The sequence below is a fragment of the Photobacterium sp. SKA34 genome, from assembly GCF_000153325.1.
GTDB lineage: Bacteria > Pseudomonadota > Gammaproteobacteria > Enterobacterales > Vibrionaceae > Photobacterium.
In genome coordinates, this window is record NZ_CH724143.1 from 464396 (window position 1) to 481823 (window position 17428).

Genomic DNA, 17428 nt, shown 5'->3' on the forward strand with positions numbered 1-17428 from the left:
TTTCTGCTTTCTTTGGACATGCTGAAGCGGTGCATGTTGAAACCCATCAGCCTGTTGTCATCGAAGATGCGATTAATCTACTTGAAAATACTGATGGTATTGAAGTCTTCCATGGTACTGATTACCCAACACAGGTAACAGACTCTGTGGGTAAAGATCACGTGATGGTGGGTCGTATCCGAGAAGATATTAGTCACCCATGTGGTCTGAATATGTGGGTTGTAGCTGATAACGTACGTAAAGGTGCGGCAACAAATAGTATTCAAATTGCTGAAAAGCTAATTGAAGAATATTTGTAAAAGAAATAAAACGAAGGGGCAAAAGATTGCTCCTTCATCATTTCCATGATCTTGCTGGTAAAACCCTAAGTAGTCACTTGACATACATCGCTAGCTAGCAAAAATTAGCCATAACAACCTTAAGATTTTCTTTATGTTGTCGTCATATGTGCATTTTGTGCAATATGCAAACAACTCGTATTATTTCGAAATGCGTTCATTGAATTAACGTTTTCGGCTTATTTATCTCTGCCAGAGAGGAACGCAGGCAGTGTCTGATATCCCTAAGATAGTAAAGCGCTTTATTGTACCGGTAGCTTTCGTTACTATTTCTTCTTATTTGCCTATGGTGAATGCGAGCACTGTTCGGATAATTGGCCCGTCGAGTGAGGATGGATCCTATTCGCAAGCGAGCCGAGGTATTGATATACCTGATCTGCGTTCAATTTCGCAGTCAAACACCACTCCGCTTTCTGCTCGTCGTTATGGTCCTACAGGTGAAAAAGAAACCTTGTGGTCAATCGCATCTCGAAATCGTCCTAATGCTTCAGTTTCTGTATACCAAGTTATCGGTGCTATTTATCACGTTAACCCACAAGCATTTGAAAACAGCAATATTCATGGTTTGATCCCGGGTAGTACCTTGGTTATGCCAACATTAAGCCAGATTAAAAACGAGAAAGTGAGCTTGATCCGTCGTCAATTAGAAGCGGATAAAAAGCGGGCGCCATATATTAAAGCAAAGCCTACTAGCCCCAAACGTGTTGTAAAATTAAAGCCTAAGCCTGAAGAACTACAAAAAATACAAACAGAACTGGTAGCGAAAAAAGACGTAAAAAAAACACAGCCCGCAGAGCCAGTAGTTAAGCCTATGGCGAAAGTTGCTGAAACGGCTAAGCCAACACCAACAACAGATGTCCCTGTAAAAACAATAGAAAAAGCGGTAGCTGTAGCAACAACCACTGATGTAAATAGTGCTGCGACACCAGCAGAATCAATAGCTAATACTTCTGAAGCACCTAAAACTGAAAAAGTTGAAGTTACAGATAATACAGAGAATAAGGTTATTCCAGCCAAGCCTGAATTATCAGAACAGCAAAAAGCGATGACTAATGAGCAAATGACAAAGCTGGTGGAAAGTAACCACATGCTTCGTTTACGCTTAGCGGAAATGCAGCAAGAAGTGTTAGCACTTAAAGATCAAGTGCAAGACAGTGATAAAGTTCGCCAAGAAATATTACTGTTTTTAGAACAACAAAAAGAAATTCAACAAAAACCACAAGTTGTGACACCACCAACGACAACATGGTTTGACTCTCTTGCCAATAATCCTTGGGCATTAGCTGCTGCAGGTATTATTCCTGGCGGTTTACTTGCTGCATTGCTGGCATTCTTCTTATTACGTCGTAAAGAAGAAGAGCAAGATGAGGTGAAATCATTAAGTGCTCCTGAGGCGTTAGCAGCTGAAACGTCACCTGTTGTGATCCCTCCTATTGATAGTAATGAGCAAGCTCTTGATACTTCAGATGACTTAGATGATCTGTTTGCGGATGATGACCTATTTAATGATCCTGACTTTACGTTAGATATTAATGATAAAGATGATCCGTCAACTAAAAATGAGAAAGAAGAGGTCAAAGAGTCTGTTATTGAGTTTAGCGATGACACTGATACAAAGACAGAGCCAGCGGTTGCTAATGATACAGAATTTGATGAAGTTTTTGAAAATAACTTAAGTAGTAGTATTTCAGTTAAAGGTGATGATGCTATTGGTTTAGAAGATATGGAGCGTGCTCTTGATGAAATGGATAATGAGAGCGAGCCAAGTTCAGATGAAGCCTTAGCATTAATGTGGGAGGAATCTCTCAATGAATCCGCGAAAGATAAAGATACCGAAAATAGTATCGATGACTTTGATTTATCTCATGATGACTTTGATCTTAGTGATAATAACGATGTTAAGCCATTGCCTGCAGGTAACGAAGGTGAAGTGTTAGATAACGGCTTGTTAGAGCAGTCGTTATTAGATGAAATTTTGCAACAAGCAGAAGAGCAGAGCCAAGATAGTGTTACGTCTGAAGTTAATGGTGAGTTAAATGATGTTGAAGTCAAAGCCTCTGAGAATATTGACCAAGATGAATTGGATGCATTATTTGGTAGTTTTGGTGCTGATTTACCTGAATTAGAGCAAACCGTTTCAGATGAACTGACGGATAAAGCGCAAGATAATGAACATGTTTTTGAAGAAGGTAGTACTGCATTACTGGATGAGTTAGTAGAAGATGATGAATTAAGTAGTGATATTGAACTTGAAGAAGACAGTACTGCATTACTTGATGAATTAATCCTAGATGAGGATGAACCGGAACAATCTAATTCAACGATAGAAGTGGCTGAAGACAGTACTGCATTGCTTGACGAGTTGATCCTAGATGAGGATGAGCCTCAACAATCTGATTTAACGATAGAAGTTGCTGAAGATAGTACTGAACTGCTTGATGAATTATTAAAAGACAATGATGCTGAAAGTGATACTTTATCATCACAAGATGACATTGTCATTGATGAATCCAGTACTGAATTATTAGATGAAATATTATCTGAGCAGTTAGCAGCAGTCGATGAACAAGCTGTTCCAAATAATGAGAATGAACATCTTGATGACATTATCGAGTCGCAGCCATTAACTTCTCATGAAGATCAGGAATTACAGGATGTTATTGATCCTGTAAATGAGGTTGAAAAAAATGCTCAATTGGAAAAAGAAATATCGCTGACTGATGAAAGCGATGTCGATACTGTAGAGCTTGATACATTAGGGCCTGAAATTGTAGCTGAATTGCCAAGTGAAGAAGTGCTTAATGATGTCTCCACTTCTGAATTTGTCAGTGACACTCGTGATACGACTTCTCAAGAAGTCCTTGAATCACAAAATACAGAAGAGCTGCAAACATTATCGCCAAGTAGTGAACAGAAATTCGATGAGATCTTAGATGATGTTTTAGATGAAGACTTTTATCGTCAATCGCTAGACAGTGATGTTAAACCATTAACCGTTTCAGATCTTGAACGTGAACTTGATGAGCAAGATGCATTAGCGAGTCATGTTACAGCAGAGCAGCATGAACCGTTGAATGTAGACGATCTTCCTTCATTTGATGAAGAGGATGCACTAAAAGCATTTGCTGATAATGAGTATGAATCACCACAAGAAGATGCTGTTCATCAAGATGTATTATCACTCGATGATTTACCTGAATTTGATGAACAAGCGGCATTTGATGATCCTGATGCTGAGTCTTTTAACGAAACAGAACTTAATAACGACATTGATGAGCAAATCGCCCTTGATAATGTTATTCGTCAATTGCAGCAAGCTGCGGAAGCTGCAGACAAGTATTCACCTAAATCTGAACTACCTGCTGAAAATACAGTAGATATTGTTGCTGAAACCACTCCTGAATTACCTGATGAGTCATCATTATCAGCATCATCGGTTGCTAGTGAAAATGAAGTTTCACCATTTGATACCGCTCAAAGGGATGTTTATCCTTTTGAAAAACTCGATCCAACGACCATTCCTGAGTTTGATGAAGGTGAAGCGCTACAAGCCTCATTGGATGAACAACATGAGCTTGAGCAATATGAAATTGAACAAGGTCTACGTTTACCCAATGAAGAGCCTATCGACGCAACAGAGAAGCCTGTTGTATTAGATAAGTTAGATCAAACCATGGTGGATTCTGCAGGTCTTGATATGGATGCATTACTGTTTGATGATTCATTAAATGATTATGCAGATAATGAAGGTCCGTCTCAGTCAATACAACCACAACATGTTAGCGACAGCACGAAGGATGTTGAGACTGATTCATCGTTAACTAATGAATTACCCAAACAGCAAGTGGAGCGCTCTGGGCTGGGTTTAGAAGACGATGAACGTGATGGATTATTAACACAAACTGAAGATGAGTTAGTTGCAGATCATACATTTGACGATGAGCTGTCTGATGATGATGCTAAAGTATGGCAAACCTCAGTCTCTGAGCCTGAATTAGCTCAAGAAGATTGGACTCAACAACCGCATTTGGTAAAAGACGACGTGAAGTCGGTTTCCTTAGAGTCTGACTTCTCATTACATACCAGTGATTTCGAAAGCGTAGCAACCAGTGAGTTACTGGCTGAAAAACCAATAGCTGAAAAACCATCTTATATTAGTATTGATGAATTAATGAAAGATGACCCATCACATCAACAAGTCGATCCCGATGCCAATCCTTTAAATTTAGAGGTAGGGCTTGATGAGTACCCTGATATGTTAGCCAGTGTTGGAGACTATGATGTTGATACAAATGGTGAATATGCAAGTAAACTTGATTTAGCCAAAGCTTATTTAGAAATGAATGATAGCGAAGGCGCTGTTGGTTTATTAGAAGATATTGCGAAAAATGCAGAACAAGAGCTTCAAGCTGAAGCTCAAAGACTGCTTTTGAAGCTGTAACATCACTCTTGTGTAAGATAGAAAAAGCACGATAGAGATAATTCTATCGTGCTTTTTTCCTTTTTACTTGCCGCATTATGTTATCCATATCGCGCTTTTCTTTCCCTTATCTTGTGAATTACTTATAATTCGGAACAGTTTCGTAAATTACGTGCTAGTGGTTTACATAGGTTTGATTAATCGAAGTTGAAAAATTATGCGAATAGCTTTAGGTGTTGAGTACGATGGTGCTAAGTATTATGGCTGGCAACGCCAACGTGATGTAGATAGCGTACAAGAGCGTTTGGAAAAAGCTCTCTCTAAAGTCGCCAATCAACCTGTAGAAGTCTTCTGTGCAGGGCGAACTGATGCTGGCGTTCATGGTACAGGGCAGGTTGTTCACTTCGAGATTAATATTGATCGCAAAATAGTGGCGTGGACGATGGGTGCTAATGCGCATCTTCCTAAAGATATTGCGGTACGTTGGGCAACAGAAGTGAGTGAGGATTTTCATGCTCGTTTTACCGCAACAGCGCGCCGTTACCGTTACATCATTTTTAATAATGCCTTACGTCCCGCTATCTTAGGTAATGGTGTTAGCCATTATCATGGGCACCTTGATGAGAAAAAAATGCATGAGGCTGGTCAGTATTTGTTGGGGGAAAATGACTTTACTTCGTTTCGTGCTATGCATTGTCAATCGCGCAGCCCATGGCGTAATTTAATACACCTAAATGTTACTCGCCAAGGTGACTTCGTCATTATTGATATCAAAGCCAATGCCTTTGTTCACCATATGGTACGTAATATTACCGGTAGCTTAATTAAAGTTGGTAAAGGCGAAGAAAAGCCAGAGTGGATTGAGTGGCTACTTGCACAAAAAAATCGCACATTAGCAGGGGCAACAGCCAAAGCTGAAGGCCTCTACTTAGTTGATGTTGACTACCCTAAAGAGCATAATTTACCACGTGTACCACTAGGTCCGTTATTCTTAGCTGATTGAGTTACAATGGTTAGCTTGATAAGGTAGTACCAGTTTTTTATCTACAGATTAGCAAGATTGTGTTTTAATCTCTGATCGTTATCCAATGAATTTGTATCTTCGGCCATTGACGGCGGAAGCATTAAGAATAAAGGTCATTCATGAGCTGGCTTGAAAAGATTCTAACTAAAAGCAACATTGTCTCTTCACGAAAAGTGTCGATTCCTGAGGGCGTTTGGACGAAATGTACCTCTTGTGATCAAGTACTGTACCATGCAGATCTTGAAAGCAATCTAGAGGTGTGCCCTAAGTGTGATCATCACATGCGTATGAAAGCACGTCGTCGTCTTGAAACTTTCTTAGATGCCGATACGCAAGTTGAGATTGCCGCAGAGCTAGAGCCGCAAGATAAGCTTAAATTCCGCGATTCTAAAAAGTATAAAGACCGTTTGTATAGCGCTCAAAAAGCTACGGGTGAAAAAGATGCATTAATTGCAATGAAAGGGGAAGTGTTAGGCCTACCTATTGTTGCATGTGCTTTCGAATTCTCTTTTATGGGGGGTTCTATGGGCTCTGTTGTTGGTGCTAAATTTGTACGAGCAGTAGATGCGGCAATTGAAAATAACTGCCCATTAATCTGTTTCTCCGCAAGTGGCGGTGCACGTATGCAAGAAGCATTGATGTCACTGATGCAAATGGCGAAAACCAGTGCGGCGTTAGAGCGTTTATCTGCGAAAGGCTTACCTTTCTTCTCTGTGTTAACCGATCCAACTATGGGTGGGGTATCAGCATCTCTTGCAATGCTTGGTGATATCAATATTGGTGAGCCAAAAGCACTGATCGGGTTTGCCGGTCAACGTGTTATTGAGCAAACCGTTCGTGAGAAGTTACCAGAAGGCTTCCAACGTAGCGAGTTCCTGCTCGAACATGGTGCGATTGATATGATTGTTGATCGCCGTGAAATGCGTCAGCGTGTCGCAGGTCTTGTTGCAAAAATGACCAACCAAGCGTCACCGTTAGTTGTTTCTGTTGATAGTAAGCCTGAGCTTGTTGAGGCTCCTGTCCAAGCTGAAGATTCAGAAAACGTCTAATTAATTATATTGATTGATGAATATAGAGACCGTTTAGCTAATCGCTAGGCGGTTTTTTTTTGAGTATGTCATAGTACTATTGCCATTAACGTAGCGTTTAATCGAATTTATATCGTCATAGGTTTAAGTTATTTTAGATTCGATGGTAAATTATGGCTCAAGTAATTTATAAACAAGTGAATGATTTCTCATGTCAGGATTGACTGCTCCACAAGCGACAGCCTCGCTTTCAACATGGCTGAAATATCTTGAACAATTACTTACCAGTGCAATCGATCTTGGGTTAGATCGCGTCAAAGCTGTGGGTGAAAAGGCCAATCTTATTAAACCAGCCCCCTGTGTTATTACTGTTGCAGGTACTAATGGTAAAGGCTCAACCTGTGCCATGCTAGAGGCTATCTTAATTGAAGCGGGTTATAAGGTTGGTGTTTATAGCTCTCCTCACCTTGTACGTTATAACGAGCGTGTTCGTATCAATAATAAAGAGCTTGATGACAGTGAACACAGCAAAGCATTTGCAAGCGTTGAAGCGGTGCGTGGTGATATAAGTTTAAGCTTATTTGAATTTGGTACGCTTGCTGCGTTAACACTGTTTAAAACACATAAAGTGGATGTGGTTGTATTGGAAGTTGGCCTCGGTGGACGATTAGATGCCACAAATATTGTTGATCATGATGTTAGCGTGATAACCAGTCTCGCAATCGATCATGTTGATTGGCTTGGTGATAATATTGATGTGATTGGTTATGAAAAAGCAGGTATTTTCCGCTCAGGTAAACCGGCTATTTGCGGGCAACCTCATCCGCCTGCAACGGTTCCTGCTCATGCGGATGATATTGGCGCAGAATTACATCAGGTTTGTTATCAATTTGATTATCAAGTAGCCGATGACCATTGGAACTGGCAATGTGGTGCATTTGATTTATCTCACTTGCCTCTCCCGAATTTACCTCTCCCTAATGCAGCCACAGCCTTAATGGCTTTAGGAACCGCAGAGCTTGATATCTCGGAAGAGAATATTATTCAAGGTTTAGGCAAAGCCCAATTACCGGGACGTATGCAGCGTGTAAGTGATTATCCATTGATCATTATGGATGTCGCGCATAATCCCCATTCTGCCGAGTATTTCGCTCAGCAATTAAATCGAATTAGGCAAAAAGAAAGTAAGAAGCATATTCATGCTGTCGTTGCGATGCTCCACGATAAAGATATCGCTTCGACTATCGCAATGATGAAAGATGTAGTGGATCATTGGTATCCCGCTTCTTTAACAGGTCCAAGAGCGGCGACTGCCGATGAGATATTGCAGTATTTACCAACAGATTGTATGGGTTTTGATAAGCCAGATGCCGCATTTGACCAAGCGCTAACACAAGCTAACTGCGATGATATGGTAATCGTCTTTGGCTCGTTTTACACTGTCGGGCAAATAACGAGTCATTTACGTTAATGAGTGAAAAAACACTTTATTATAAAGTGGTTAAATAGCATAGGAGTCCATGTGGCTAGCCAATTTCAAAATCGACTGATTGGTACCATTATTTTGGTAACTGTTGGCGTGATTTTTCTTCCCGATCTTTTTGATGGACAAAAGCAGCACTATAAAGAGCAGTTCGAAAGTATTCCGTTGCAGCCTAAAATGGGTGATCAAAAGGAGTTTACTCAAATACCTAACCCTGAAACGGTAAATTCGGAGTTACCTAAAGATCCTGTCACAGTAACAGTGGATAATGGTAAAGATACGGTTTCAACATCATCAAGTGATAATAATGAAACCTATACCGTTGAAGAAGACAAAACGCCTCAACCAGAACAGCCTGTTGTGCCCGTTGAGAAACCAAAACCTGTCGTAAAGCCAGAGCCTGCAGTTGTGTCTGATCAAGGGTTAAAAAATAGTGGCTGGATGATTCAATTAGGGACTTTTGGTAATTTTAAGAATGCGAGCGCACTGGTTGCGAAGTTGCGTTTAAATGGTTACCAAGCACATTTATTACCTAAAAATGCGCAACCAGGTCAGTATGTAAAAGTTGTTGTGGGACCAGATCTTTCAAAAGATAAGCTTCTGGCTAAGATTGATGACTTGAAAAAATTAACCGGGTTAAGTGGCAAATTGTATCAATTTAGCCCAATAAAACCTTAAGTAAACGTTTGCTTCTTCATTTTTTCTGTTAGAATACGCATCAACAAGACGAAATACACATGATGATCTGGATTGATTATGTAATTTTAGCCGTGATTGGCTTTTCCGCTTTGGTAAGTTTAATCCGTGGTTTTGTTAAAGAAGCACTTTCATTAGTTATCTGGTTTACTGCGTTTTTTGTGGCGAGCAATTTCTACCCACAGCTTGCAGTTTACTTTACAAACTTTCATGATGAAATGCTTCGCAACGGTAGCGCTATTGCCGTTTTATTTATCGCAACGCTGATTGTTGGCGCGGTAGTTAACTATGTTATTGGTCAGTTAGTACAGAAAACAGGGTTATCTGGTACTGATAGAGTTTTGGGCGTAGTTTTTGGTGGGGTTCGCGGCGTGTTAATTGTTGCGGCAGTATTGTTCTTTCTCGACGCCTTTACGGGGTTTGCAAGTGCTGATTGGTGGAAACAGTCAAAACTCATCCCACAGTTTGGCGTTGTCATTGAATGGTTTTTCTCCTATATCAAACACAGTTCAAGCTTCTTACCTAACATGAAATAGCGCCAAATTAATAGCAGTTACCAAGTTTATTTGATTTGGTAACTGTATTTTTATGCACGACGAGGATTTTGGAAATGTGTGGTATTGTTGGAATCGTGGGCTCAACCCCGGTAAACCAGTCTATCTATGATGCACTTACTGTGCTGCAACATCGCGGCCAAGATGCTGCGGGTATTTGTACCTTAGAAAGCAATCGTTTCCGTCTGCGTAAAGCGAATGGTTTAGTGCGTGATGTATTTGAAGCTAAACACATGCAACGCTTACAAGGTAATGTAGGTATCGGTCACGTGCGTTATCCAACTGCGGGTAGCTCAAGTGCATCAGAAGCCCAACCGTTTTATGTTAATTCTCCTTACGGTATTTCACTGGCTCATAATGGTAATTTAACCAACGCAGCAGATATCCGTGAAACTTTATTTGAGCAAGCTAAACGTCATGTCAATACAACCTCAGATTCTGAGATTTTACTGAATATTCTGGCAAATCAACTTGAGCATTGTCCAAGCTATCCTATTAGCCCTGATGAAATTTTTAAATCAGTCAGTGAAGTTCACCGAATTGTAAAAGGTGCGTATGCGGTTGTTGCTATGGTTATCGGTCATGGCTTAATTGCATTTCGTGATCAAAATGGTATTCGCCCTTTATGTATTGGTAAGCGTGAAGAACAGGGTAAAACAGAATACATGGTAGCTTCAGAGTCAGTGGCTCTTGATGCTGTTGGTTTTGATTTTGTCCGTGATATCGCGCCTGGTGAAGCCGTTTACATCACTTTTGATGGGCAATTATTTACTCAGCAATGTGCCGATAATCCACAGTTAAATCCATGTGTGTTTGAGTTTGTTTACTTTGCTCGTCCGGATTCATTTATTGATAAGGTTTCTGTTTATGGTGCTCGTTTAGCGATGGGCACTAAGCTTGGTGAAAAGATTAAACGAGAGTGGGGAGATATTGATATCGATGTTGTTATTCCTATTCCAGAAACTTCTTGTGATAGTGCGCTAGAAATTGCACGTACGTTAGATAAACCTTACCGCCAAGGTTTTGTTAAAAACCGTTATGTAGGCCGTACGTTTATCATGCCTGGACAGCAAATGCGTCGTAAGTCTGTGCGTCGTAAACTCAACGCTATTCGCTCTGAATTTAAAGATAAAAATGTATTGTTAGTTGATGACTCTATTGTTCGTGGTACCACATCAGAGCAGATCATCGAAATGGCAAGAGAAGCAGGCGCGAAGAAAGTTTACTTAGCATCCGCAGCGCCTGAAATTCGTTTCCCTAATGTCTATGGTATTGATATGCCAAGTGCTAATGAGTTAATTGCTCATGGTCGCGAAGTGGATGAAATTTCGAATATTATTGGTGCTGATGGCCTAATTTTCCAAGATTTACAAGATCTGGTTGATGCCGTTGCCGAAGGAAACCCTGAAATTAAATTGTTTGAAACATCAGTGTTTAATGGTAATTATGTTACAGGTGATGTGGATCAAGAGTACTTAGAGTATTTAGATTCACTACGTAGTGATGACTCCAAAAAGCAGCTTGAAATTCAGCAAGATTTAGCCAGTTTAGAGTTACATAATGAAGGCATTTAAGCCTATATGTAAATAAATATAGCCATAAGCCGGAGTGTAAAAACTCCGGCTTTTTTTTAATGGATAAACTCAGGCCCAAAACCATCGATTCATAAGATCACTGTAATTGAAACTAACAGTACCAGTCCTGCGGTAAAGATTGAGCTTGCATAAATAAATCCTCGCTCTTCAGGAATGCGCATCAAAATTGAGACGCCGGTATAGAGTAAATATACTGAGTAAATAAGTCCTATAAGACCTGTGAGCATGAGAAACCAGAGATGCAGAAAAAGTGCGCTATTCTTGTTTCGGGTGTGGATAAATATCTCATAGGTGTCCAAGAACTATAGTACGCCTATGCCATTATATTATGTTTGAGTTCGTTATATGTTGTGACTGATAAACTTTGAGCTGTCTTATAACATTTAGTCGGGATAGGTGGGGGAGCGCAGGGTTTCTAACTGTTTGTTTTTTAATCCTGATGACTATTTTAACGAGATAAAAAACAAAATGCCATATTAATGGATTAATATGGCATTTTTCTAAAAGATTACGCTATTGATAAACGTTTTTAGTGTTTTTCTAAGTCAAAGTAGTGACTTGCAAAATCAATAAATAGACGTAATTTTTCTGGTTGATAATCACGGTGATTATAAATCAAATATACATCACGTGGGTTTGCAGACCAGTTTTTAAGTACTTGTGTCACTTCACCGTCTGCAATGTATTTTTCTAGCATGACATCAGGCATAAGGGTAATACCTAAGCCAGCACAACATGCTTTACGAACAACGTTAAGTTCGCTTGCTTCAAAGCGACCTCGTTCATTAATCGTAACTGTTTCGCCGTTGTGGTTGTTTAGACGCCAGCGTAGTAAAGGATTACCCTTTAATAAAACATGGTCGTGAAGATCCTGAGCATGTTTAGGTTCTGGATTTTTCTTTAAATACTCAGGGCTAGCAACAAGAATATCTTTTACTTCATTGATACGGCGAGCGATTAGTGTTGAATCTCGTTGAGGACCAATACGGAACATGACATCCCAGTCCGTTGGATCAAGCTGATCTGGCTCATTGCTCATATAAAGCTGAATGCTAATTGCTGGATGTTCCAACATGAAGGCATTCAATAAAGGTTGAAGCATTACTTTGGTGATATTGGTTGGTGCGGCAATACGTAGCTTACCCGCAGCACCTTTACACTCTTCACTAATATGTTCAGTCGTATCAAGTAACTGTTGTAGTAAAGGCGCACAGTCATGATAGAACTTTTGACCGGCTTCAGTAAGTGACAGTTTACGGGCATGACGATTAAGCAGGCGAATATTAAGGCCTTCTTCAAGTGCTTGAATTCGACGTGTCAGTGTCGCAACTGGTACCTGGGTTTTTCTAGATGCAGCGGTATAACTGCCATTTTCCACAACCATGCGGAATAAATTTAGATCGTCAAGTTTCATAAAAAAGTCATTATTGAACGCTTATGATGGACAATTGTATAACAAAACGAGTCAAATGCATCTCTTTTTCTTTGTTTTGCCTACTAAAATAGTATTTCAATCATGTTTATTAAGATTAATTTACCAAAATAAAGGTTTACGATAATTTGAAGTGTATTACATAAATGAATTTATTTTTATTAAATGTTCATGAATACATATTTTTTGTGGTGTTTTTTCTATGCTTAATAGAGTCGCAAAAATTAGACAGTCTTTAAGGTTTTTAATTTCAGTTTGTTTGTGCCTTAAACTATGTAGGTATTTGTGGAGGTGGTTTTGCTAGAAGGGAAAGATGTTCTCGTTGTAGAAGACGACCCAGTATTTAGAAATATGATTGTTGGCTTTCTTGAGAGCCAAGGATGCTTGGTGCAAGAGGCTGATAATGGCTTAGAAGGACTGCGTGCATTAAAGGAGCATATTCCAGATCTGTTACTCTGCGATCTCGCGATGCCTGTTATGACAGGGATGGAGTTTGTTGAAGAAGTGTCTATTCAATATCCAATGATACCAATTATTGTGATTTCAGGAACAGGAGAAATGACAGATGTTGCTTTGGCATTGCGACTTGGCGTTAAGGATTTCTTAATAAAGCCATTGGAAAATATTTTAATGCTGAAGTCTTCTATAGTATCGGTATTGAAGGGGCAGGACAGTGCGACACATCATCGACAAGATTTTTCTAATCGATGGTTTGCTACCACAGAAGATACAGAGCCTGTTGAAGAAGAATTGGAATGGCATATTAAAGATTTGCAAAATAATCCGAAAGCGGCACGTGAGCTATTAGTGGGATTAATGCCAGAAACACAATCGATTTATGGGCGATGGCAATTAAATTATTGTGTTTTACAATCAATTGATTCTCTACCAGTTATTCTTGATTATACGTGGCTATTAGATGGTCAATTAGCCTTTTATCTTCTTGATACCAGTAGTGGCGATCATAATGCGACGGCAACAGCATTATTAATTCGTGCTTTTTTTAATGATTATTTACGTAATCAGGGTAATTGTTTAGAAAGCTTGAGCCACTTAGTCTCATTGATTGAAAAAGGGATGAAGCACTCAGGTTATGCGTCACCCATTAAGGCCTTGTTTGGAGTCTTTGATTTATCGGATAGATGTTTGCATATTCTTCCTGCGGGTATTGAAGCACAACTTCGAACAAGTGATGACTCTTTTGAAGTCGCATCAGGTGAGTGGCTTGGACGAGAAGCAAAGCACAATATGTTATCGAAGCTAGCATTGTCTCCATCAGGTGGGCGCTTATCACTAAGCCAATTGGGGCATGCGAGTTTTAGTGTGAACTTTAAAAATATCAAGATGTAAAAAGGGTAGTGTTAGCAACACTACCCTTAAACGATTTTTATCAGTATGGTATTAAGCTTCTGCTGTTTTAACTTCTACTGTTTCATCATTAGATGACGATTCTGCACCATGCATCCAATTAATTAATGTATTGGATAGTAACAGCAGTAATACACCAGCAATCACTGCAGTAATTGCAATACCTGAGAAGATTGCTAAAGGGCCTGCTTCACCAATGCGTGAACCAATCTCACCTGCAATGTAGTTAGCAATGGCGTTAGCACCAAACCATGCACCCATCATTAATGATGCTAAGCGAAGAGGGGCAAGTTTTGTTACCATTGATAGACCAATCGGTGATAAACATAACTCACCAATAGTATGGAAGAAATATGCGCCAATCAGCCATAGCATGGATGTTTTAACGGTCATATCACCACCTTGCTCAAGCGCAGCACCAATCATACAGCCAAAGCCAATTGCAAGAGAAAACATAGCTAGTGCAAATTTCACTGGTGAATTAGGTTCACTCTTGCCCATTTTTACCCAAAGCGCAGCAAGAATAGGGGCACAAATAATAATGAAAAATGGATTAAGTGATTGGAACCAAGCAGCAGGTACTTCGAAGCTACCGATCATACGGTTTGTGTATTCTTGAGAATAGATATTCATTAAGCCGCCAGCTTGTTCAAAGCCTGCCCAGAATACGATAACAAACGTACACATCACCATAATTACTTTCAGGCGATCGCGTTCAATTTTGGTTAGTGGCTCTTTTTTACCACTTGCATTGTTTGCAGCATCACGAACAGCAGCAGGAACGGTACCAATATCACCAAGGTAGCGTTGTGCGAAGAATAATTGGATCAATAAGCTAAATAGCATACCGATACCTGCACATAAGAAGCCTGCTTTCCAGCCATAAACGGCAGAAGCTGTACCTGCAATAACACCTGCAAGTAATGAACCTAGGTTGATACCCATATAGAAAATAGTAAACGCACCATCACGACGGTTATCGCCTTCCTTGTAGAGATCACCCACCATTGTTGAGATGTTTGGTTTAAATAAGCCATTACCAATTATCAGGAAAGTCAGGCCTAAATAGAAAGCTTTTACAGCATGAGGGTCAACGACACTGTGTGGAAGTGCAAGAGTAAATTGACCAATAGCCATTAATACGCCACCAATAATAATTGATCGACGTTGGCCTAAAAAGTTATCTGCAATCCATCCACCAATCAAGGGGGTAAAGTAGACAAGACCTGTGTAAATACCATATAGGCTTAATGCTTCCTGAGTACTCCAGCCTAAGCCGCCATCGATCGTTTTATCTGTTAAATACAAAACTAAAATAGCGCGCATGGCGTAGTAGGAGAAACGCTCCCATAGCTCAGTTCCAAATAACAGGAACAAGCCTTTTGGGTGGCCCAATAAGGTACCACTACTATTATGACTCATAGGATTCTCTATATTATTGTGATGGTGTGTTTGCTAATACCCGTAGTTTTATAAAGCACAATATATACGACTGCAAGTTTTTACATTTAAAGAACAAATAAAAAACATTTCAAGTTGTTGAAATATAATTAATTGTTCTTTTTTTATTCAAATTTGAAAAGTTAATTTTCAGTATAAAAGTAATTCTATTGTGTTGTTATTTTTTTGTTTTTTGGTTTTTTATAGTGTTTTTTGGGTTTTTATTGGTTTTTTTGTTTATTAATTTTGATTATTCATGAATGTTACAAGGATTGACTATGAAATTACTGTAAAAGTAGTTTCTGTCGTCGCCTCTATAAACGAGTTGAGTCATAATGAGTGCTAAATAAATACTTTATCCCTAATTACCCGCAATATAAAAAGTAGCTATTTATGTATATAATGGTGATGAAATTTAATGTTTAGGATTGATGATGAAAGATTGGTATTTGCTTTATTGTAAGCGCAGTGAACAAGAGCGTGCAGTGATCAATCTTGAGCGTCAAGGTGTGGGTTGCTACTACCCTCAGGTAACAGTAAAAAAAGTGAGTCGAGGCAAACGAATAGAATCAATTGAACCATTATTTCCAAGTTATGTTTTTGTTCAATTTGATCCTGAAACGGTAAGTTATACGTCGGTACGATCAACGCGTGGTGTGGCTGACTTTATTCGCTGTGGCGCAATGCCACAAAAAGTACGTGAAGAACTTATTTATAACTTAATGATGAATGAAGATAGTGAGAAGCATCAACGTTTGTTATCAATATTGCCTCAGCCCGGTGATACATTAAAATTAGAGCAAGGTAAATTTCAAGGCCTTGAAGCTATTTACCAAGAGCCTGATGGTGAGAAACGCTCATTTATGCTGATTAATTTGTTAGGTAAGCCTGTAAAAGTCAGTATTGAGAATACGGATTTACTTAAAAAATAATCATTATCCTCTATAAATTAGAACTCTATTTTGCATATTCGAAGGCCATCTAATACGATGTTTGCAAACATAATATATTGGAAAAATATTGAATACTTCATTAGTGCGTAAAGCTGTTATTCCTGTTGCTGGTCTGGGTACTCGAATGCTACCTGCAACAAAAGCTATTCCAAAAGAGATGCTTCCAATTGTCGATAAACCGCTTATTCAGCATGTAGTGAATGAGTGTGTTGCAGCAGGAATTAAAGAAATTATTTTAGTGACGCATTCTTCAAAAAATTCGATTGAGAACCACTTTGATACCTCATTTGAATTAGAAGCGACATTAGAAGTGCGCGTGAAACGTCAGTTACTTGAAGAAGTACAAGCGATTTGTCCACCAGACGTGACCATTATGCATGTACGTCAAGGACAAGCAAAAGGTTTAGGTCATGCTGTGCTATGTGCACATCCTCTTGTTGGTGATGCGCCTTTTGCTGTTGTTTTACCTGATGTGATTTTGGATGATGTTGCGAGCGATTTACGTTGCGATAATATGGCAGCCATGGTGAAAATGTTCAACGAGACTAAAGTTAGTCAGGTGATGGTTGAACCTGTTCCAATGTCTGAAGTGTCTAATTATGGTGTGGCGGATATTAATGGCGTGGAATTGCATGCTGGCGAATCTGCACCTATGACGAAAGTTGTGGAAAAGCCCTCAGTTGAAGAAGCGCCTTCTAACTTAGCCATCGTTGGTCGTTACATTCTTCCTGCGGAAATTTGGGCATTATTAGCCCGCACTCCTGTTGGCGCGGGTGATGAAATTCAATTAACTGATGCTATCGATATGCTGATGCAATCTCAGCAAGTGAATGCATTTCATATGTCAGGCGTAAGCCATGATTGCGGTAGTAAAATTGGTTACATGAAAGCGTTTGTTGAATACGGTATGCGCCATAATCAATTTGGTGAAGAATTTACAGCGTATTTAAAGCAACGTGCTAAAAGCTCATAGCCGACGTTATAAATTGTGCTATCAAAGAAAAAGCGATGGTATTCCATCGCTTTTTTGTCTATTCATGCCACCTGATAATAAAAGAAGAGGGCTGCTCATTAGAAATAGCATTGTTTTGAAAAAT

13 protein-coding genes and 1 pseudogene are annotated in these 17428 nt (G+C 39.4%); 11 read left to right on the top strand and 3 right to left on the bottom strand.

The genetic code is table 11. The features are described 5' to 3' along the window. The 8 genes from SKA34_RS23700 to purF form a co-directional block, all read left to right on the top strand. A partial coding sequence (locus tag SKA34_RS23700; protein ID WP_006646393.1) for an Asd/ArgC dimerization domain-containing protein occupies positions 1-299 on the top strand: 299 nt, incomplete at its 5' end. Between the two features lie 250 nt (positions 300-549). Then, the gene (locus tag SKA34_RS15070; RefSeq protein ID WP_006646394.1) at positions 550-4779 is read left to right on the top strand and encodes a FimV/HubP family polar landmark protein; all 4230 of its coding nucleotides are present in this window, start codon (positions 550-552) and stop codon (positions 4777-4779) included. 196 nt (positions 4780-4975) lie between these two features. After that, a complete protein-coding gene (gene truA, locus SKA34_RS15075) occupies positions 4976-5761 on the top strand; it encodes a tRNA pseudouridine(38-40) synthase TruA (protein WP_006646395.1) in 786 nt (261 codons plus the stop codon). A 140-nt stretch (positions 5762-5901) separates the two neighbouring features. Then, complete coding sequence (gene accD / locus SKA34_RS15080) at positions 5902-6831, top strand: acetyl-CoA carboxylase, carboxyltransferase subunit beta (RefSeq protein ID WP_006646396.1); 930 nt, start codon at positions 5902-5904, stop codon at positions 6829-6831. A 190-nt stretch (positions 6832-7021) separates the two neighbouring features. Then, positions 7022-8281: a bifunctional tetrahydrofolate synthase/dihydrofolate synthase gene (gene folC / locus SKA34_RS15085; protein WP_006646397.1), complete on the top strand. Its 1260-nt coding sequence runs from the start codon at positions 7022-7024 to the stop codon at positions 8279-8281. 51 nt (positions 8282-8332) lie between these two features. Beyond that, positions 8333-8971: a cell division protein DedD gene (gene dedD, locus SKA34_RS15090; RefSeq protein WP_006646398.1), complete on the top strand. Its 639-nt coding sequence runs from the start codon at positions 8333-8335 to the stop codon at positions 8969-8971. 62 nt (positions 8972-9033) lie between these two features. After that, positions 9034-9525, top strand: coding sequence for a colicin V production protein (gene cvpA / locus SKA34_RS15095; RefSeq protein WP_006646399.1), 492 nt, complete (start codon positions 9034-9036; stop codon positions 9523-9525). A 74-nt stretch (positions 9526-9599) separates the two neighbouring features. Next, entirely contained in the window at positions 9600-11117 is a 1518-nt protein-coding gene (gene purF / locus SKA34_RS15100) for an amidophosphoribosyltransferase (RefSeq protein ID WP_006646400.1), read from the top strand. A gap of 89 nt (positions 11118-11206) precedes the next feature. Here purF and SKA34_RS22970 read toward each other — a convergent pair. Next, positions 11207-11395 (bottom strand): annotated as a pseudogene (locus tag SKA34_RS22970) (YIP1 family protein); the annotation flags it as partial. Positions 11396-11667: 272 nt separating this feature from the next. Further along, a complete protein-coding gene (locus SKA34_RS15105) occupies positions 11668-12552 on the bottom strand; it encodes a LysR family transcriptional regulator (RefSeq protein ID WP_006646402.1) in 885 nt (294 codons plus the stop codon). 315 nt (positions 12553-12867) lie between these two features. Here SKA34_RS15105 and SKA34_RS15110 point away from each other — a divergent pair, with 315 nt between their 5' ends. Continuing rightward, positions 12868-13920, top strand: coding sequence for a response regulator (locus SKA34_RS15110; RefSeq protein ID WP_039860601.1), 1053 nt, complete (start codon positions 12868-12870; stop codon positions 13918-13920). Between the two features lie 51 nt (positions 13921-13971). On the opposite strand, the gene SKA34_RS15115 is transcribed toward SKA34_RS15110, so the two are convergent. Next, positions 13972-15360 (bottom strand): peptide MFS transporter, encoded by a 1389-nt coding sequence (locus SKA34_RS15115; RefSeq protein ID WP_006646404.1) that lies wholly within the window; start codon positions 15358-15360, stop codon positions 13972-13974. Positions 15361-15812: 452 nt separating this feature from the next. Between SKA34_RS15115 and rfaH the strand changes: the two genes are divergently transcribed. Together rfaH and galU are read left to right on the top strand one after the other, a co-directional pair. Beyond that, complete coding sequence (gene rfaH / locus SKA34_RS15120) at positions 15813-16310, top strand: transcription/translation regulatory transformer protein RfaH (RefSeq protein ID WP_006646405.1); 498 nt, start codon at positions 15813-15815, stop codon at positions 16308-16310. An 88-nt stretch (positions 16311-16398) separates the two neighbouring features. Further along, positions 16399-17304, top strand: coding sequence for a UTP--glucose-1-phosphate uridylyltransferase GalU (galU, locus tag SKA34_RS15125; RefSeq protein ID WP_039860603.1), 906 nt, complete (start codon positions 16399-16401; stop codon positions 17302-17304). Positions 17305-17428 lie beyond the last annotated feature (124 nt).

Excerpts from the sequence above, each read along its gene's own strand:
- truA (WP_006646395.1), top strand. The coding sequence starts at position 4,976 with ATGCGAATAGCTTTAGGTGTTGAGTACGATGGTGCTAAGTATTATGGC.
- accD (WP_006646396.1), top strand. The coding sequence starts at position 5,902 with ATGAGCTGGCTTGAAAAGATTCTAACTAAAAGCAACATTGTCTCTTCA.
- folC (WP_006646397.1), top strand. The coding sequence starts at position 7,022 with ATGTCAGGATTGACTGCTCCACAAGCGACAGCCTCGCTTTCAACATGG.
- cvpA (WP_006646399.1), top strand. The coding sequence starts at position 9,034 with ATGATCTGGATTGATTATGTAATTTTAGCCGTGATTGGCTTTTCCGCT.
- purF (WP_006646400.1), top strand. The coding sequence starts at position 9,600 with ATGTGTGGTATTGTTGGAATCGTGGGCTCAACCCCGGTAAACCAGTCT.
- SKA34_RS15105 (WP_006646402.1), bottom strand. The coding sequence starts at position 12,552 with ATGAAACTTGACGATCTAAATTTATTCCGCATGGTTGTGGAAAATGGC.
- SKA34_RS15115 (WP_006646404.1), bottom strand. The coding sequence starts at position 15,360 with ATGAGTCATAATAGTAGTGGTACCTTATTGGGCCACCCAAAAGGCTTG.
- rfaH (WP_006646405.1), top strand. The coding sequence starts at position 15,813 with ATGAAAGATTGGTATTTGCTTTATTGTAAGCGCAGTGAACAAGAGCGT.